This window comes from Arthrobacter sp. CP30 (genome assembly GCF_053470025.1).
Window position 1 is genome coordinate 68,383 of the sequence record NZ_JBQEMM010000013.1, and the last position, 16,747, is coordinate 85,129.

The 16,747-nt window shown below is 70.0% G+C and carries 16 protein-coding genes; 6 read left to right on the top strand and 10 right to left on the bottom strand.

The features are described from left to right. Positions 1–44: 44 nt before the first annotated feature. Entirely contained in the window at positions 45–845 is an 801-nt protein-coding gene (locus ACTIMO_RS15285) for a basic amino acid ABC transporter substrate-binding protein (protein WP_055767729.1), read from the bottom strand. Between the two features lie 112 nt (positions 846–957). Continuing rightward, the gene (locus ACTIMO_RS15290; RefSeq protein WP_448182943.1) at positions 958–2,304 is read right to left on the bottom strand and encodes an isochorismate synthase; all 1,347 of its coding nucleotides are present in this window, start codon (positions 2,302–2,304) and stop codon (positions 958–960) included. 169 nt (positions 2,305–2,473) lie between these two features. Between ACTIMO_RS15290 and ACTIMO_RS15295 the strand changes: the two genes are divergently transcribed. The 4 genes from ACTIMO_RS15295 (at position 2,474) to ACTIMO_RS15310 (ending at position 6,799) form a co-directional block, all read left to right on the top strand. Next, positions 2,474–3,238 (top strand): demethylmenaquinone methyltransferase, encoded by a 765-nt coding sequence (locus ACTIMO_RS15295; protein ID WP_082471245.1) that lies wholly within the window; start codon positions 2,474–2,476, stop codon positions 3,236–3,238. Continuing rightward, entirely contained in the window at positions 3,239–4,555 is a 1,317-nt protein-coding gene (locus ACTIMO_RS15300) for a geranylgeranyl reductase family protein (protein ID WP_448182944.1), read from the top strand. It begins immediately after the preceding gene. 9 nt (positions 4,556–4,564) lie between these two features. Then, the gene (locus tag ACTIMO_RS15305; protein WP_448182945.1) at positions 4,565–5,659 is read left to right on the top strand and encodes a polyprenyl synthetase family protein; all 1,095 of its coding nucleotides are present in this window, start codon (positions 4,565–4,567) and stop codon (positions 5,657–5,659) included. A gap of 315 nt (positions 5,660–5,974) precedes the next feature. After that, positions 5,975–6,799, top strand: coding sequence for a DUF559 domain-containing protein (locus tag ACTIMO_RS15310; RefSeq protein WP_448182946.1), 825 nt, complete (start codon positions 5,975–5,977; stop codon positions 6,797–6,799). A 189-nt stretch (positions 6,800–6,988) separates the two neighbouring features. On the opposite strand, the gene ACTIMO_RS15315 is transcribed toward ACTIMO_RS15310, so the two are convergent. From ACTIMO_RS15315 to ACTIMO_RS15325, 3 genes are all read right to left on the bottom strand, one after another. Next, complete coding sequence (locus ACTIMO_RS15315) at positions 6,989–7,465, bottom strand: HIT family protein (protein WP_055767740.1); 477 nt, start codon at positions 7,463–7,465, stop codon at positions 6,989–6,991. Beyond that, positions 7,465–7,890, bottom strand: coding sequence for a hypothetical protein (locus tag ACTIMO_RS15320; protein ID WP_055767744.1), 426 nt, complete (start codon positions 7,888–7,890; stop codon positions 7,465–7,467). The genes ACTIMO_RS15315 and ACTIMO_RS15320 overlap by 1 nt, the downstream gene beginning before the upstream one ends. Before the next feature lie 61 nt (positions 7,891–7,951). Further along, entirely contained in the window at positions 7,952–8,587 is a 636-nt protein-coding gene (locus tag ACTIMO_RS15325) for a trimeric intracellular cation channel family protein (protein ID WP_448182947.1), read from the bottom strand. Between the two features lie 149 nt (positions 8,588–8,736). Here ACTIMO_RS15325 and ACTIMO_RS15330 point away from each other — a divergent pair, with 149 nt between their 5' ends. Continuing rightward, on the top strand, positions 8,737–9,705 hold the full coding sequence (locus ACTIMO_RS15330; RefSeq protein ID WP_448182948.1) for an alpha/beta hydrolase: 969 nt from the start codon (positions 8,737–8,739) through the stop codon (positions 9,703–9,705). 174 nt (positions 9,706–9,879) lie between these two features. Here ACTIMO_RS15330 and ACTIMO_RS15335 read toward each other — a convergent pair whose 3' ends face one another. The 3 genes from ACTIMO_RS15335 to ACTIMO_RS15345 are packed head-to-tail and all read right to left on the bottom strand — an operon-like array spanning position 9,880 to position 11,820. After that, a complete protein-coding gene (locus ACTIMO_RS15335) occupies positions 9,880–10,341 on the bottom strand; it encodes an ATP-binding protein (RefSeq protein WP_422390520.1) in 462 nt (153 codons plus the stop codon). Continuing rightward, positions 10,334–10,666 (bottom strand): STAS domain-containing protein, encoded by a 333-nt coding sequence (locus ACTIMO_RS15340; protein ID WP_055767755.1) that lies wholly within the window; start codon positions 10,664–10,666, stop codon positions 10,334–10,336. Before ACTIMO_RS15340 ends, ACTIMO_RS15335 begins: the two co-directional genes overlap by 8 nt. 53 nt (positions 10,667–10,719) lie before the next feature. Then, entirely contained in the window at positions 10,720–11,820 is a 1,101-nt protein-coding gene (locus tag ACTIMO_RS15345) for a PP2C family protein-serine/threonine phosphatase (protein WP_422390519.1), read from the bottom strand. Positions 11,821–12,055: 235 nt separating this feature from the next. On the opposite strand from ACTIMO_RS15345, the gene ACTIMO_RS15350 reads away from it, so the two are divergent. Beyond that, positions 12,056–13,741, top strand: coding sequence for a sensor histidine kinase (locus ACTIMO_RS15350; protein WP_448182949.1), 1,686 nt, complete (start codon positions 12,056–12,058; stop codon positions 13,739–13,741). 84 nt (positions 13,742–13,825) lie between these two features. On the opposite strand, the gene ACTIMO_RS15355 is transcribed toward ACTIMO_RS15350, so the two are convergent. Together ACTIMO_RS15355 and ACTIMO_RS15360 are read right to left on the bottom strand one after the other, a co-directional pair. Then, positions 13,826–15,070 (bottom strand): sensor histidine kinase, encoded by a 1,245-nt coding sequence (locus ACTIMO_RS15355; RefSeq protein ID WP_055767763.1) that lies wholly within the window; start codon positions 15,068–15,070, stop codon positions 13,826–13,828. Between the two features lie 140 nt (positions 15,071–15,210). Then, a complete protein-coding gene (locus ACTIMO_RS15360; protein ID WP_055767766.1) occupies positions 15,211–16,743 on the bottom strand; it encodes a PucR family transcriptional regulator in 1,533 nt (510 codons plus the stop codon). Positions 16,744–16,747: the final 4 nt, after the last annotated feature.

Here is a 16,747-nt window from a genome sequence, read left to right on the forward strand (position 1 = left end):
GCCCGTGCGGCGCCGTCGTCGACGCCGCACGGGCTGCGGTGGTTCTACTCCGAGAAGTAGGTGTCGTAGATGTCCTGGTACGTGCCGTTGTCGCGCAGCGCGGTCAGCTGCTCGTTGACGGCGGTCACGAGCTCCTCACTGCCTTCCTTGGCCATGATGAAACCGTACTGCTCGTCCGTGGGCAGTTCCTCGGCGATGGTGAAGGCGCCGTCCTCGGTGTGGCCGAGGTTGACCGGGAGGTCCTGGAGGAGCGCGTCGACGTTGCCGGCCTGGATCGCGGCGTACATCTCGGCATCGGAGGGGTACTGGACGAGCTCGGCCTCGGGGGCGTTCTGCTCCGCGTAGAGGGCGCCGGTGGTGCCCTGCTGGACGCCGACCTTCTTGCCGGCGAGGTCGTCGATGGAGGCGATGTCCGAGTCCTCGGGCACGAGGACGGACTGCAGGGAGTCGTAGTAGGGATCGGAGAAGGCGAGGTTCGCCTGGCGCTCCTCCGTGATGGTCACGGCGCTCGCGCCGATGTCGCACTGGCCGGCGCCGAGGACGGCCCCACTCTGGAGCCCGTCGAAGCCGACGTCCTGGACGGCGAGCTCGAGGCCCATCCCGGTGGCGATCTCCCGCATCAGGTCCATGTCGAACCCTGTGTACTCGCCGTTCTCCTCGTACTCGAAGGGCGGGTAGGGGATGTCCGAGCAGACCGTCAGCGAGCCCTCGGAGACGAGGCTCAGACCGCCGGCCTCCCCGGAGGCGGTGCCGGAGCCGGCGTCGTCGGAGCCTCCACCGCAGGCGCTGAGCGCGAGGGTGCCGGCGGCCAGGGCGGCCAGCAGTGCGTAGTTCTTGGAAAGCATGGGTGCCTCACTTGTGCGGACGTGATGGATCGGAAAAAGGTCCTGCTGATTCTAGCGACGAAAGAGAGATGTGCGTCACAGGCTACAGGCATTGCCTATAGGTAACCAAGGGTCAGGACGGGGCGGTCAGGCCCAGCGCCTCGATCATCGGCCTGAACTTGCTCCAGGTCTCCGCCAGCTCTGCAGCGGGCTGTGACCCCTCGACGATCCCGCACCCGGCATAGAGGCGCACGCGCGTCGGGGTCTCGACCACCGCACCGCGCAGCGCGATCCCCCATTCGCCGTTGCCGCCGGCGTCGATCCAGCCGACGGGCCCCGCGTACGGACCCCGCTGCAGGTGCTCCAGCTCCCGGATGAGCGCTCCCGCGACCGTCGTCGGCGTGCCGCACACCGCAGCGGTCGGGTGGAGGGCCTGGACGAGGGCGAGCGACGTCGGGACCTGGCCGCCGTCGTCGACGGCGAGCTGCGCGGTGACGTCCGACGCGAGGTGCCAGACGTTGGGCAGCTGGAGCACGAAGGGCTCGCTGTGGGACGTCATGGAGCTCGTGAAGGGCTGCAGGGTCTCGGTGAGCGAGTCGATGGCGATCTGGTGTTCGTGGAGCTGCTTGTCCGAGCCGGCGAGCACCCTCGTGGGGTAGCCGGGGTCATCGAGGGGCGCACCGGCGCGGTCCAGTGTCCCCGCGAGCACGCGTGCCTGCGCGGTGTTGTTCTCCACCTTGATGAGCATCTCGGGCGTGGATCCGATCAGGCCGTCGACGGCATAGGTCCAGCAGTCCTCGTAGCGCACCGCCAGTTCCCGCAGGACCTGGGCCGTGGCGACGGGCGATGCGAGGTGGGCGACGACGTCGCGGGCCAGCACCACCTTGCTGAGCTCGCCGCCCTGCACGTGCTTGACGCCCTCCTCGACGGCGAGCTCGTACTGTTCCTCGCTGAGCACCCCGGGGCCGAGGTGGTCCGCGGGATCGGGGGAGCGGTCGGCGTCCGGTTCGACGAGATAGGCGGCCAGCGCCGCCTCGGCCGCCTCCGCGCTGAGCTCGGCGCCGGCGTCGTCCGTGATGTAGGTCAGCCAGGTCCGCCCCTCGCTGCAGCCGATGACCACCTCGGGGACGATCAGGCGGGACTCGTGGGACGACGTCTTGGAGAAGGCGAAGGACCCGAAGGCGATCAGGCCGGTTCCGGGTACGCCGAGATCATCCTGCACCTCGGCGCCGGCCAGCTCCCGGCGCCACCAATCCTGCGCCTGCGTGAAACGGTCCGGGCCGGTGGTGGTGAAGCGGGCCGTCTCGCCGTAGGCCACGAGGCCGCCGCCGCGCCGGATCCAGGTGTGCGCGTCGTTGCGTACCACGTAATCGAGAAGGCCGGACTGCGGATCCATGTCGCTGCGTGCCACCGTGATGCTGCGGAGCCCGCGGGACTGTCCGGGCGCAGGCGTCAGCGCGGTGAGGGACGGAGTGCTCATGATGGTCCAAGCGTACTCCGGGGGCTCCGGCCCGTTTCCTGGCGGAAGGACGCCCAGCACCGTGAGGTTCGGCACGTCACGGCGCGTGCGCCCGCGTCCCGGCGGGCGCGGGCCCGCGGAGCGTACCGTGCCGGTCGGGCACCGCGGCAATGTTTGAGACACTGGAGGAGTGAATCGTGCATCGCTGGAGAAGCGCCCTGACGAAGTAGCAGCCATGTTCGACGACGTGGCGCCCAAGTACGACGTCGTCAACGACGTCCTGTCGATGGGACAGACGCGCCGATGGCGGCGGATCGTCGTCGACGCGGTCGGCGCCGAACCGGGCCAACGGGTCCTGGACCTCGCGGCCGGCACGGGCACCTCAAGCGAGCCCTACGCGGATGCGGGTGTCGACGTCGTCGCCTGTGACTTCTCGCTCGGCATGCTGAAGGTGGGCAAGCGCCGCCGCCCCGACATCGACTTCGTCGCCGGGGACGCCACGAACCTCCCCTTCGCGGACAACTCCTTCGACGCCTCCACCATCTCCTTCGGGCTCCGCAACGTCAACGAGCCGAAGAAGGCGCTGGCGGAGATGCTGCGCGTCACGCGGCCCGGCGGACGCCTCGTCATCGCCGAGTTCTCCCAGCCGACCGTGGCCCTCTGGCGCACCACCTACACCGAGTACCTCATGCGGGCCCTCCCGGCGATCGCCCGGAAGGTCAGTTCCAATCCGGACGCGTACGTGTACCTGGCCGAGTCCATCCGGGCATGGCCTGACCAGGACGCCCTGGCCGCCTGGATCGGCGACAGCGGCTGGAAGGACGTGGAGTACCGGAACCTCAACGGCGGGATCGTCGCCGTGCACCGCGCCGTCAAGGCTCCTGCAGCCCCCGGCGAGGAGCCGCTCCTCCCGGGTCAGGTCCGGCTGACCCGACGCACGTCGGCGGCGGGCTAGATGTCCGTCCTGATCGTCGGCGCCGGTCCGGCCGGGTCCACCGCGGCCTACTACCTGGCGAGCGCGGGCATCGAGGTCACGGTCCTCGAGAAGACCTGGTTCCCCCGGGAGAAGGTGTGCGGCGACGGACTCACGCCGCGTGCCACGCGGGAGCTGCAGCTCCTCGGCCTCCCGCACGACGAGAGCGAGGGATGGCGGCGCAACAAGGGCCTCCGCCTGATCGCCGGCAAGCGCACCGTGGAGGTGCCCTGGCCGGAGTTGAGCGACTTCCCCGACTACGGCCTGGTCCGCACGCGCCTCGGCTTCGACGAGGCCCTCGCCGAGCACGCCCGTTCGGCCGGCGCGACGATCCTCGAGGGCCACTCCGTGTCCACGGCTCTCCGCGACGGGACCGGCCGCGTCACGGGCGTCACCGTGAACCTGCTCGACGCCGACGGCCGGAAGACCGGCGAGACGCGGGACTTCACGGCCGACGTGGTCCTGGCGGCCGACGGCAACTCCACCCGCACCGCGGTGAGCCTCGGCATGCAGAAGCGCGACGACCGCCCCCTCGGGGTCGCCGTGCGCACCTACTTCACGAGCCCGCGCACGAACGACGACTGGATGGAGGGCTGGCTCGAGCTGCCGGACGCCACCGGGAAGCCGCTGCCCGGCTACGGCTGGGTCTTCGGCGTCGGGGACGGCACCTCCAACGTCGGGCTCGGCATCCTCAACTCCTCCGCCGAGTTCGGGAAGCTGGACTACAAGCAGGTCCTGCGTGACTGGACCGGCGGCATGCCTGCCGAGTGGGGCTTCACGCCCGAGAACCAGGTCGGCGAGATCCGCGGTGCGGCCCTGCCCATGGGCTTCAACCGCACGCCGCACTACAGCCCCGGACTGCTGCTCCTCGGCGACGCCGGCGGCATGGTCTCGCCCTTCAACGGTGAGGGCATCTCCTACGCCATGGAGTCGGCACGCTACGCCGCCGAGTTCATCGAGCGGTCCCGGTCCGTCTCCTCGCCGCTCGGCCGCGACCAGGTCATGTCGGCCTACGCCCCCTACGTCCGTGAGCAGTGGGGCAGCCACTTCACCCTGGGGCGGATCTTCGCCCAGCTCATCGGCAAGCCGGCCATCCTCTCCCTCGCCCTGCGCACGGGCATGCCCGTCCCGCTGCTCATGCGGTTCGTGGTCCGGATGCTCGCCAACCTGACCGACGCCGGAGGCCGCGGCTTCGAGGACCGCGTGATCCATCTGCTCGAGTCCCTCGTCCCGCCCACCACCAACCAGCCGTCCGTCATGGCCACCCTTGGTGCGCATGGCGCCGTCGCACGTGGTTAGTCTTAGACCGTGACACAATCCTTCAACTCCGGATGGGCCAGCGTGGGCCGGGGCAGCGCGCTGGACACGGCGGACATCGCGGACGACTCCGAGGCCCTGCGCCTGCCTCCCGGGTTCGCCCTCATCGCCGAGGACCCGGACCTGGGACCGTCGGTCTCGTCCTGCCTCGCCGAGGTGGAGAAGCAGCTCCGCGGAGCCATCGCCAACTCGGACCCCCTCGCCGACGCCACGAGCCGCCATCTCGTCGAGGCGGGCGGCAAGCGCATCCGGCCCCTGCTGACCATCCTCGCCTCGCACCTCGGCAATCCGACCCGCGCGAAAGTGGTTCAGGCCGCCGTCGTCGTCGAACTTACCCACCTCGCCACGCTCTACCACGACGACGTCATGGACTCCGCGCCGTACCGCCGTGGTGCGCCCACCGCGCACGAGGTCTGGGGCAACTCCGTCGCGATCCTGACGGGCGACCTCATCTTCGCCCGCGCCTCCATCCTCGTGTCCGAACTCGGCGGGGAGGCCCTCGGCATCCAGGCCCGCACCTTCGAGCGGCTCTGCCTCGGGCAGCTGCACGAGACCGTCGGTCCCCGCGACGGCCAGGACGACCTCGAGCACTACCTCTCCGTGATCGCCGACAAGACCGGTTCCCTCGTCGCCGCCTCCGGGCAGCTCGGCGCGCTCTTCGCGGACACCCCGCGCGAGGTCGTCGACGTCATGGTGTCCTACGGCGAGAAGGTGGGCGTCGCCTTCCAGCTCGCCGACGACGTCATCGACGTGACCGGCCTGAAGGTGAAGTCCGGCAAGGCTCCGGGGACAGATCTCAGAGAGGGTGTCCCCACCCTTCCGGTGATCCTCCTGCGCCGCGCCGCTGCTGCGGGAGATAGCTCGGCGGCCGACGTCCTCGCCCTCGTCGACGGCGACCTGACCTCCGACGAGGCGCTGGCCGAGGCCGTCGCCGCCGTCCGTTCACACCCGCAGACGCAGGCCGCCTGGGCCGTGGCGCAGCGGTGGGCGGACGACGCCGTCGCCGCCCTCGAGCCGCTTCCGGACAGCGTGGTGAAGCAGGCGCTGGCCAGCTTCGCGCAGGCGGTCGTCAGCCGGGACGTCTAGCGGTCCTTCGCGTCGGCGTCGGCCCTGCGGCGTTCCGTCTGCCTCGGCCCCGTTGTGCTCCGTCGGTTGCGCCCGGCCGCTCTGCTACGCCTCGTCTGCGTCAGGCGGGCGTCCGTTCACTCCTTCTACCGGAGGAGCCGTCCTGCAGCGGTGTGTCACCGTCCGACACACGCGTGGGTCCACATGAACCGCGAACGAAGGCGCAGAGGCACCCCGGCCGTGATCCATTTATCGGGGGGGGGCTTCCGATGCGCGCTTGCGCGCATAGCGCGGTCGACGGGATGAAGAAATGGGAGCAGGTCCTGTACTCGACGCATGAGATTTGTTCAGGTCCTGACGGCCCTCGGCGGCGTTGCCCCTACCCACAGGCTGCTTGAACGCGGGATCAGCCGGCGCGAGCTCTCCCGTGCGCTCGACGGCGGCGACGTCGTGCGTGTGCGCAGGGGAGTTATCGCCACCCCGCAGGCGCCCGCAGATGTCATCGCGGCAGTCACCCTTCACGCGCGTCTGACCTGCGCTTCCGCTGCATCCCACGACGGCTTGTGGCGGGTCCGCGAGCCGGACGGGCTGCACCTCAGCAGGGGCGAGTACGGGGGTGGCGCCTACTCCAATCATCGCTCCCGGTCGGTGCCGGTGCATCCGCGGCTTCCTGTGGTCGGCCTCGCCGACGTCCTCGTCGATGTCCTGCAGTGCCGACCGGAGGAAGAATCGGTGCCCATGGTCGAATGCGCCCTGCGCCGCGGTGACACCGTGCGGGAGTTCCTGGCGGAGCGGCTGCCGGGGCGTCGTGACGGCCGCGCACGATCGGCACTGGCGAAGGCCGATTGCTCTGCGGATTCGGCCGTCGAGGTGGTCGCCCGACTCATCCTCACCGGCGCCGGGTTGACGGTTCGTGCCCAGGTACAGCTCACGGGAGTGGGCCGCGTCGACTTCCTCGTCGAGGATTTCCTCGTGGTCGAGATCGACGGAGCCGCCTACCACTCCGATCGGGCCGCCCTCCGCCGGGACCGACGGCGGAACAACACCGCGATGCTCAGCGGCTACGCAGTCCTGCGCTTCTGCTACGAGGACGTGATATACCACCAGTCAGAGTTGCTCGCGCAGGTGCTGTCAGCTGTTGGAGGCCGACCTGTTCGGTGAGCGCTCGTTCGATCGCGCCTTCCCAACTCGTGCGCAGCTACGGACGGCGTGTCGCGCCACGGCACGCCTTGTCGGAGCCAGAAGGCGTGGACGACGGCACGGGCGGTCCGTGTACGAGGAGCGACGGGTGCACCAGGCGACGGCTCCGCTGGGGGCCTCGAAACCGCAGCCGCCGGGGAATTTTGGGGGCTACGCCGTCGGGAGGAAGGCCCTGAGCTCGTCGGCCTTCCGCGCCCGGACGGCGGGATCGACGATGGGGCGCTTCGGGGTGAAGTAGAAGCCGTCGTCGTGCCACCGCGGCAGGATGTGCTGGTGGTAGTGCCAGACGTGCTGGCTGCCGGCGGGCTCGTTGTGCTGCCGGGTCGAGACACCGTCCGGTTCCCAGGCCAGCTTGATCGCGACGGCGATGTCCCGGGTGAGCGTCATGATGCGGGCGGCGACGGCGTCGGGCAGTTCGTACAGCAGTTCGACGTGCTCACGGGGCGTGACGAGCACATGACCCGGGTTCGGCTCGAAGCCGTGCGAGGCGATGAATGCCAGCACGAGGTCGTCCGCGTAGATGACGTCCCCGGGCCGGCACAGGTTCTTCGGGTTGCCGAAGTCCCCGCGCGCCAGGTCGCAGAACGGGCACCGGTAGCCTTCGGGGGCGTGGTGGACGAACTCCATCAGTTCTCCTCGTCCTCCTCGAAGACCCACTCGAAGAGATCCAGCACGTACTCGGTGAAGGTGCCCTCCTCGCTCTGCCACTCCCCGCGGGCATTGTTGCGCCGCCAGACGATCGGATCCGGGACGTCGAGCTGCTCCACCCTCATGCCCCAGGTGTACTGCTCGTCCTCATCCTCGAGGAACAGCAGGAAACCGTCCTCGATCTCGAGCTCGTCCGGGTCCCAGAAGAAGTGGAAGGCCTCCATGATGTCCTCGGTGGCACCCACGGCGCGGTAGAACTCGTGGAGCGCCAGAGGCAGCTCGAAGTCCTTGCCCTCGAGCATCTCGGCGAGTTCGTCCTCGGTCAGCCCGTCTTCCTCGGCCCACTCGTCCTCGAAGTACGAGGGCACCAGGGCGCGGAATTTGTCGGAAAACAGCTCAGTCACAGGTACTCCAGGAGTGGTGGCGGGGATGCGTCCATCCTAGCCGTCGGGCTGCACGCGCTGGCTACCTCCGTGCGCTCCAGGTGCGGGATGCGAGCGGGGCATGCCAGCCGTACCGCCAGGCGAGGACGCGCAGGGAGAACACGAGCGACGCCGCCAGTATGCCCGTGACGATCGTGAAGGTCCCGGTCAGGTAGAGGACGGTGACGACGACGGCGCCGAGCATCGCGGGCAGCGCGTAGATGTCACGCGGGTCGAAGAGCTGCGGAATCTCGTTGGCGACGACGTCGCGCAGCAGGCCGCCGCCCACGGCGGTGGTGACGCCCAGCAGCACGGCGGAGACCGGGTTGAGCCCGACGTCGAGCGCCTTCACCGTGCCCGTGATGCAGAAGAGGGCGAGGCCTGCGGCGTCGAAGATCACCAGGACCCGCTTGACCCGCTCCACCCCGGAGAAGACGAAGTACACGAGGACGGTCGCGAGCAACGGGGGGACCAGGTAGGCGGGATTGTTGAAGGCCGCAGGGGGGACATCGATGATGAGGTCGCGCGCCACTCCTCCACCGAGGGAGGCCAGGGACGCCAGCAGGAGGGATCCCACGAGGTCGAAGCCCTTGCGCGCCGCCAGCAGGGACCCGGAGACGGCGAAGAAGAAGACGCCGAGCAGGTCTGCGGCGAGGGCGATGTGCGACGCGGTGTCCATCTGGTCGAGCGGCTCCTTCTCTCACGACGACCCACGGAGGGTGCGGACACCAGCGCGGGACGTACCGCGTCGATCCGGCGAAGGACAGGACGGGCTTCACCAGCATGACAGAGGCACCCCGGCTCCGCGCACCGCACTAGGCTGACCCCATGACGAGCGGATACGCAGCGGGCCCCGGGACGGTCGAGCCGAGCAGACGGGACGGCTCGTGGGCCATGCGGACGGCCTCGCGCCTGATCGGCCTCCTGCCGACGAAGCGGAACCTGAACGGGACCGACTGGGTCAACGCCACGTATCCCGGGCGGACCTACCCGTCCATCGCGGCGATCCCCTGGACCTTCAAGCAGACGCACACCATCCAGGAGAAGCGGATCGACGGGGTCCGGACCATCACCGTGCGCCCCCTGCTCGGGGCGACGAGGTCGCACATCATCTATACGCATGGCGGCATATACATCAACGAGCTCGGCCGCCCGCACTGGTGGATCATCGCCGAACTGACGAAGCGGACGGGCGCCGCGGTCACCGTGCCGCTCTACCGGCTGGCTCCGGAGAGCACCTACCGGGAGGCCTTCCCGTATCTCGTCTCCGTGTACCGGGAGGTGCTGCGCACGGCCGACCCGGCGGACGTCACCCTGATGGGGGACTCCGCCGGCGGCGGGCTGGCGGTTGCGCAGCCCTGGGCGTTCCGCGACGCAGGGCTGCCTGCACCGGGGCGGATCGTCGCGTTCTCGCCGTGGCTGGACGTGACCGGGACCAACCCCGAGATCCCGAAGTACGACGCCGTGGACCCGATGCTGTCCGTGGCGGGCGGCGTGCAGGCCGGGTTGTGGTGGGCAGGGGGAGACGACCCGAGGTCACCCCTCGTCAGCCCCGCGTGCGCCCCTGACGAGATGCTGGCGTCCGTCCCGCCGACCCGCATCTACCAGGGCACACGTGATGTTTGCATGGCGGATGCGACGGTCTTCCGGGACCGCGCCGTCGCAGCGGGCGCGGACGTCACCATGACGGTGTACCCGGGCGGGTTCCACGTGTTCCCGGCCTTCCCCCGGCTGCCCGAGTCCAGGGAGGTGTACGCGGACATCGCCGCGTTCCTCGGCCGGCCGGCACTTCCGTAGCTGCAGGCCCTTCGGGATCGGGCTGCTTGCGCGCTTCCGTCGCTGACGGACCCGGGGACCGAACGGCCCTGCCGCAGCCCAAGGGCTTCCCGTAGCCGCCCGGCTCTCCCGTTGCCGCCCGGCTCTCCCGGAGGAGCCGGACGCACTGTCGACGGCGCACCCGACCGGGTCGGGTCAGTCCTGGCCGGAATCCCTGGAGAGGACCCACACGTTGGTGTCCCCCTGGCGTTCCACGGTCACCGTCGTGACCAGGGCGCGGATCATCGACAGACCGCGACCGGACTCGTCGTAGTCCTCCAGCAGGGCGTCCTCGCCGGGCAGCGAGGGCTCGGGCAGGTCGTCGAGGTCGGGCACCGGATCGTGCGGCGCGGCCCCGATCTCGCTGATCACCGCCGTCAGTCGCTCGGCGGACACCGTGAGCTCGACGCCGAGATGAAGGGTGGCGCCGGGTGAGGGGACACCGTGCTGCACCACGTTGCTGGCGGATTCGATCACGGCGGTGGTGAAGGCCATCTGGTCCAGCGCGGGCACGAAGGCGGCGTCCAGCCACAGTTGGTCCAGCACGCCGTGCAGATCCTCGATCGCCTGCTCCGTGGCCGGTTCCTCGAGGACGCGTCGCGCCAGGTTGTCAGTCATTGGGGAACGCTTGCTCGGCCGTCGCGTGGGGCGTCAGCACTCGGTGCATGCTGGTGAGTTCGAGCACCATGTTGACCTGCGGCTGCACGGCGGCGATCCGCAGGTCCCCGCCGGACTGCCGCGCCAGCTTGAGGCAGCCGATCAGCGCTCCGAGCCCGGACGAGTCCATGAAGGTGGTCTCGGCGAGGTTCACCACGATGCGCCGGCCACCGGCGCTGACGACGCCGTCGATGACCTCGCGGAGCTTCGGCGCAGCGACCATGTTGAGCCGTCCGCTCGGTGTGACCTCGGTGTAGCGGCCCTTGTCCTGCGTGCTGAATTCCATCTGTACGTCCTTCCGGCGGTGCTGTCCGTGGTGGTCGATCGTGCGGGCGCCGGCTAGGCGGGCGAGCGCTGGAGGATGACGACGGTGACGTCGTCCGCCACCTCCGGGACGTCAGCCATGGCGAGCAGGGTGGCGCAGGCCTCCTCCACTCCCGCGGAGGCGGTGACGACACCGGCGACGGCTTCCGTGAACTCCTCCACCGTCTCGTAGATGTCCAGCAGGCCGTCGCTCACGATCGCGAGAGCGTCCCCCGGCCCGAGCTGCACGGTCCCGGCCGCCCACGTCTGGTCGGGCCACGCGCCGACGGGTGGCCCCGCCGAGGGGAGCCGCTCGGCGCTGCCGTCCGCCATGACGTGGAGGGCCAGTCCATGGCCGGCGTCCACGTACCCGACGGACCCCGTCGCGGCGTCGAGGCGCCCGTGGAACAGGGTGACGAAGGAACTCGTCTGCTCGAGGTCGGCCTCGGTGGCACGGGCCGCTGTCGCGAAGGCGGTCTCGAGGTTCGGTTGGGTCGCCACCGAGCGCATGATCGCGCGCACGGTCGCGGCGACGAGGGCGGCGCCCATCCCCTTACCCATGGCGTCCGCGACGGTGAGGTGCAGGCCGTCGGCCGTGCCGTACCAGTCGTAGAAGTCACCTCCGACGCTGCGGGACGGCCTGAAGCGTCCGGCGAGCTCGTAATGCGGGAGAGCCAGGCGGTCGCGGGGGAGCAGGTTCTGCTGCACCTCCGCGGCACGCTGGCGCTCGTCGGCATGCGCCACGTCCGCTGCGGCCTGGCGGCTCTGCCGGCGGAACAGCGAATTGATCCGGGCCACGAGCTCGCGCGGGCTGAACGGCTTGCTGATGTAGTCGTCGGCGCCGGTCTCCAGGCCCGTCAGGCGCTCGATCTCATCGGTGCGGGCGGTGATCATGAGGATGTAGGCGTCGGAGAACTCGCGGACCTCCCGGCACACCTCGACACCGTCGCCGTCGGGAAGGTTGAGATCGAGGGTGATGAGATCGGCCCCGGCACGCGCCTTCTCCAGCCCCTCACGGGCGGTGGCGGCCTCGGTCACCGTGAAACCCTCGCGCTTCAGGATCTGGACGAGCAGGCCCCGGATGTCGACGTCGTCCTCGACAACCAGTGCACGGCGGGGCTCCGGGGAGACAGTCATGGACTTCATTAAACGCTACGGCGCGCGCTGCCCGGCACGCACACCGAGCCTTCGCTGTGTTGCTCGGGTTGTTGCGCCGATCTTGATGTGATCTTGAGGACGGGGCCGCGCTCCGGCCCCCGAAATCGACGGTCCACCGCGTTACTCTGTGGAAGCCGACGCGCCTGTGCGCATCGGCACCGTCCTGCCGCGACGGGATGAAGCTGGATGACGCACGAGGGGAGGTGGCCACCGGATGGACAGGGTGCTCTCCTACCTGACGTTCAACACGCGACAGTTCCACGAGCTGACCATGCGCGCCCGGGTCGTGCTGAGCCAGCTGCCCCTCTCGCTCACCGTCATCCTGATCCTCGTCGGCGGGGCCCTGTTCCACCCTGATCTGTTCGCGAGCCGCGCCTTCCTCATCGGCGTCGCTCTCCAGGCCGTCCTGCTGGCCCTCTGCTTCCTGGTGCCGTGGGACCGTCTGCCGCATGCGAGTTTCCTGATCATCCCGCTCCTGGATTTCATCCCGATCGGCCTCATGCGCTATGGCGCGGGAACAGTGATCACCGGTGTGGGGCTGCTCACCGTGTTCCCCGTCATCTGGCTGGCTGCCTCGGGACTCTACCCGCGCGCGGTGCTCACCGCCGGTTTCCTCGCGGCCCTCGGGATCGTCTGGGTCCCCGTGTTCGTGACGGATGCTGCGGTCACCTCGCAGTCCCTGACGCAGTCCGTCCTGCTCCCGTTCATCATGCTCGCGATCGGCGTCACCATCCGGGTGATGACCGCCAGCATGATGGCGCAGCAGGACGTCGTCGAGGAGAAGGACCGGGAACTGCAGCAGCTCCTCGAGGAGAGCGCCCGGCGCGAGCGCCTGCTCGACACCGTGGTCAACAGCGTGGACATCGGCCTCATCGCCGTCGACGAACGCGGACGTCCGCTCCTGACCAACCGCAAGCTCGAGCAGTTCAGGGCCCTTGCGGGCACGGCTTCGGACACGGCGGAGGAGGACCTCCGCATCTTCCAGCAGGACGGCACGTCGCCGATGCCGGAGAACCGGCGCCCGACGCGCCGCGCCGCCGAGGGCCAGGTGTTCTCCGACTACCTCCTCTGGTGGGGCGAACTCCCGGACCAGCGCGTGCTGTCGACGTCGTCGCGCCTGATGACCAACCAGGACGGCACCCGCGAGGGTTCCGTGGTGACGTTCAACGACGTGACGGAACTCGTGCGTGCCCTCAATGCCAAGGACGAGTTCGTGGCGACGGTGTCCCATGAGCTGCGGACGCCGCTGACCGCCATTCGCGGGTATCTCGAGTTGCTGACCGGCATACCGGACCTCGAGCCCGAGGTCGCCTCCGGCCTGGAGGTCGTGTCCCGCAACTCCGAGCGCCTGCACAAGCTCGTGGTGGACCTGCTGTCCACGGCGGAGGGCACACCGGAGATCAGGCCCGTACCCACCGACTTCACCTCCCTGGTGAGGGAGCGGGTCAGGGCGGCACAGGAGCGCAACGGCAATTCACTCGTGCGGTTCGAGGACCTCACCGGGCGTGACCTCGTGGCGCTCTGCGATGCACCGCGGATCGGCCAGGTCCTCGACAACCTGCTCTCGAACGCCGTCAAGTACTCCCCGGCGGGTGGTCGTGTGACGGTGACGGCGGCGGAGGTCGACGGCGCCGTGGAGTGCAGCGTGACCGACGAGGGCAGCGGTATGTCCGCCGAGGAACTACGCGGTGTGTTCTCGAAGTTCTTCCGGACCTCGGCAGCGCGCAATGCGGCCATCCCGGGCGTGGGTCTGGGCCTCGCCATCTCCAAGGCGATCGTCGAGCGGCATGGCGGGACGATCAGTTGCCGGAGTGTCGAGGGCCAGGGGTCCACGTTCACGTTCCGGCTGCCGCTCGCCCGTGCCGAGCAGGACCAGGAACTGCAGGCCCAGGAGTACTAGAGCGACGGCCGAGGGTACCGGCTACAGGTGTCGGACCGCGGGTCCCGGACAACGAGCCCGCCGCCGTGGCAGAGTCCGTGGGGCTCAGGCCGCAGGACCCAGATCGACCGTCACCGTGGTCCCGCCGCCGGGCGTCGCTGTGATGCTGATCGACCCCTCGTGCGCCCGCGCGATCCGGGCGCAGGTGGCGAGGCCGATGCCGCTGCCGGCCGGATCACCGTCGCGCTGGAGGCGGACGAGGGGCTCCAGGACGCGCGTCCGGTCCTCCGGGTCGATACCCTTCCCATGGTCGATGATCCGCAGGACCTGCGTCGCGCCGATGCCGGCGACCACCTCGACGCGCGGCGGACTGCCCGGCGTCGAGTACTTAATCGCATTGGACACGAGGTTCTGCAGCAGGGCGATGACCTGGGCGTGGTCGACGAACAGGTGGGCATCCTGCACGGTGACGAGCGCGTCGGAGGCGCTGCTCAGCGGGAGGACGTCCTGCAGGACCGCGTTCATCATGGTGGCCAGACGTACGGGCCGCCGGGTGATCGCCCCACCGATCCGCGAGAACTCCAGCACCTCCTCGACCGTGGTCAGCATGCGGCTCGCGCTACCCCGGATGATGCTGAAGTACCGTGCCGCCGGTCCCGCTGCCGGGACGTCCGTGTCCTGTTCACTCAGTTCCGTATAGCCGAGGATCGCCGTCAGCGGATTCTTCAGGTCATGGCTGACGCGGGCCGCGAAGCCGGCCAGGTCCTCGTTGCTGCGACGCACCACCTCGAGCGCTTCGAGGAGCTGCCTGGTCTTGTACTGCAGCTCCAGGACCTCCACGACCTGACGCGCGAGGATCTCGAGGCCTTCACGCTGCTCGGGCCCGAGCGCCAGCACGCGTGGGGAGAACACGCACAGCGAGCCGAGCGCGTAGCCGGACCCGGTCAGGAGCGGCACGGAGGCGTAGGAGCGGACCTCGGCGATGCCCCCGTTGACGAAAGGATTGTCGGCGAAGCGCGGGTCGAGGGAGGCATCCGGGACAGCCGTGATGGACCCGGACGTGAAGACCTTCGAGCACATGGAGTCGTCGCGCGAGCACACCGACGCCTCCACCCCGACCGCGGCGATCTGGTGCTGCTGGTCCGCCGTGATGATGTTGATGACGCCCATGTCCATCGCGCTGACGCGCACGGCCAGCTTCACGAGGTTGAGGAGTTCGGGCGGCGTCTCGTAGTCGACCTCCTGGACCGGAGCACCCCCTGCCTCGCCATAGGGCAGCCGGTAGTCCTGAAGGACCGCCCGCCTGGCAACTTCCCGCAGGTGTGGCTCGTCGGCCTGAAGCAGTGACATGGATACCCCCGAAGACTCCTGAGACCGGTGTACGTCGCTTCAAACTATCCCATGGGTGCGGGCCGGCCGAGCGGTGCGTGACAGGTCTTCGTGCAGACCGTCGCCGGGGATGGGTGGTCAGGGGGCTTGCTTCCCCTCCCTCAGCCCAGTGCCCTGACCCTGAGCGCCAGGTAGAGGTGGACGCGATCGGCCGTGACCGCGGGGTCGTACCCGGTCAGGGTGACCACCTGCTGGAGCCGGTAGCGGATCGTGTTGCGGTGCAGCGCGAGGCCGGCGGCGACGGCGGCCACTGAGCCGTCGAGGTCGAGGTACCGCTGGAGCGTCGTGACGAGACCGGCCCCGTGTGCCTCGTCGAAGTCATCGAGGGGCCTGAGGGTCTCGGCGGCGAGGTCGGCGAGGGGCACATCGGCGCTGGACATCAGCAGCGACGTCAGGCTGAGGCGGTCGGCCCGGTTGACCGCCTGCCCGCGCTGGAGGGCTTCCCGCGCCTCGAAGTAGCTCCAGCGCAGACCCGTGGGCTGCGCGTACGCCCCACCGACGCCGATGCGGGCCGTCAGGCCGGCGCCGTGCAGGTACCGGCTGAGCTCCGCCGGGTCGAGCGGCGCGGGATCAGGGCTCGCCGGAGCGGGCAGGACGAGGACCAGGCGCTCGTCGACGAGCCCGGTGGAGAGGCGGTCCCAGCCGTAGGGCAGCGGCAGCGTCCTGAGGCTGCGCCGCTGCCCCGATGCGACGTCGACGATCAGCACCGCGTGCCGTGCGGTGGTGTCGATCCCGGAGCTGGCGAGCCGCGCCGCGGCCTCGGGCCCGGTGAGCGTCCCCCGCACCACGTCCTCCAGCAGCTGGCCGGTCGCGGTGCGGGCGCCGGTCCTGTTGCGGGCCTGGTTGGTGAGTTCCACGGAGATGAGGCTCTGCGCGTAGTCGACGACGGCGGCGTGCGCGTAGGGCTCCGCGATCGCAAGGGTGCAGCGGTCCTTCAGGCCGGTGGCGATGGGCACGCGATGCCACGTCGTCGGGACCGTGGGAGCCGGGTCGTGCGAACCGGCAGGTGCCGCATCGCCGTCCGCTGGCGAGGCTGCGCGGCCCGGAGCGGCGGCGCGTGGTGACGACGCCGGCGGGCGCGGCGCGCCGGACCGTCGGGCGTCCGCGATGCGCGTCCCGTACTGGAAGAGCGCGACGTCGGTGCCGAGCATGCGGGCCAGCTCACCGAGGAGTGCTGTGAGGCCGCCTGCTCCGAGGAGGGCGGACGCCAGCACGGCGTGGCCCTGGAGGAGTTCCTCGAGCCCTGCGTACTGTGCGGCCGAGAGGGCGTCCGCCACCTTCTTGCCGATCGCGATGAAGGGGACCTCGTAGGGGACGCTGAAGGCAGCGAGCCCGACGGCGTCCGCCTCGGCGAGCACTGCGGCCGGAATCCGCCGGTGCGTCAGGCCCACGCCGAAGCCGATCGCCAGGGCGCCGGCCTCGTGTGCCCGTCGCACGAAGGCCCGCTGTGCGGCACCCGTCTTCAGGCGGACACCGGTGGTGAGGACCACCTCGGCCCCGTTCAGGAACGGCCGGGGGTCCTCCAGTTCCGTCACCGCCACCCACTGGATCGGCTGTGCGGGTGGCGGGGCCGTCCCCTCGGCCACGAGGCCCAGTGCAGGGTCGGCGAGGAGATCGGGCAGCGTGATGGCCATGCCT

Excerpts from the sequence above, each read along its gene's own strand:
- ACTIMO_RS15285 (WP_055767729.1), bottom strand. The coding sequence starts at position 845 with ATGCTTTCCAAGAACTACGCACTGCTGGCCGCCCTGGCCGCCGGCACC.
- ACTIMO_RS15290 (WP_448182943.1), bottom strand. The coding sequence starts at position 2,304 with ATGAGCACTCCGTCCCTCACCGCGCTGACGCCTGCGCCCGGACAGTCC.
- ACTIMO_RS15300 (WP_448182944.1), top strand. The coding sequence starts at position 3,239 with ATGTCCGTCCTGATCGTCGGCGCCGGTCCGGCCGGGTCCACCGCGGCC.
- ACTIMO_RS15310 (WP_448182946.1), top strand. The coding sequence starts at position 5,975 with ATGAGATTTGTTCAGGTCCTGACGGCCCTCGGCGGCGTTGCCCCTACC.
- ACTIMO_RS15315 (WP_055767740.1), bottom strand. The coding sequence starts at position 7,465 with ATGGAGTTCGTCCACCACGCCCCCGAAGGCTACCGGTGCCCGTTCTGC.
- ACTIMO_RS15325 (WP_448182947.1), bottom strand. The coding sequence starts at position 8,587 with ATGGACACCGCGTCGCACATCGCCCTCGCCGCAGACCTGCTCGGCGTC.
- ACTIMO_RS15330 (WP_448182948.1), top strand. The coding sequence starts at position 8,737 with ATGACGAGCGGATACGCAGCGGGCCCCGGGACGGTCGAGCCGAGCAGA.
- ACTIMO_RS15335 (WP_422390520.1), bottom strand. The coding sequence starts at position 10,341 with ATGACTGACAACCTGGCGCGACGCGTCCTCGAGGAACCGGCCACGGAG.
- ACTIMO_RS15340 (WP_055767755.1), bottom strand. The coding sequence starts at position 10,666 with ATGGAATTCAGCACGCAGGACAAGGGCCGCTACACCGAGGTCACACCG.
- ACTIMO_RS15345 (WP_422390519.1), bottom strand. The coding sequence starts at position 11,820 with ATGACTGTCTCCCCGGAGCCCCGCCGTGCACTGGTTGTCGAGGACGAC.
- ACTIMO_RS15350 (WP_448182949.1), top strand. The coding sequence starts at position 12,056 with ATGGACAGGGTGCTCTCCTACCTGACGTTCAACACGCGACAGTTCCAC.
- ACTIMO_RS15355 (WP_055767763.1), bottom strand. The coding sequence starts at position 15,070 with ATGTCACTGCTTCAGGCCGACGAGCCACACCTGCGGGAAGTTGCCAGG.
- ACTIMO_RS15360 (WP_055767766.1), bottom strand. The coding sequence starts at position 16,743 with ATGGCCATCACGCTGCCCGATCTCCTCGCCGACCCTGCACTGGGCCTC.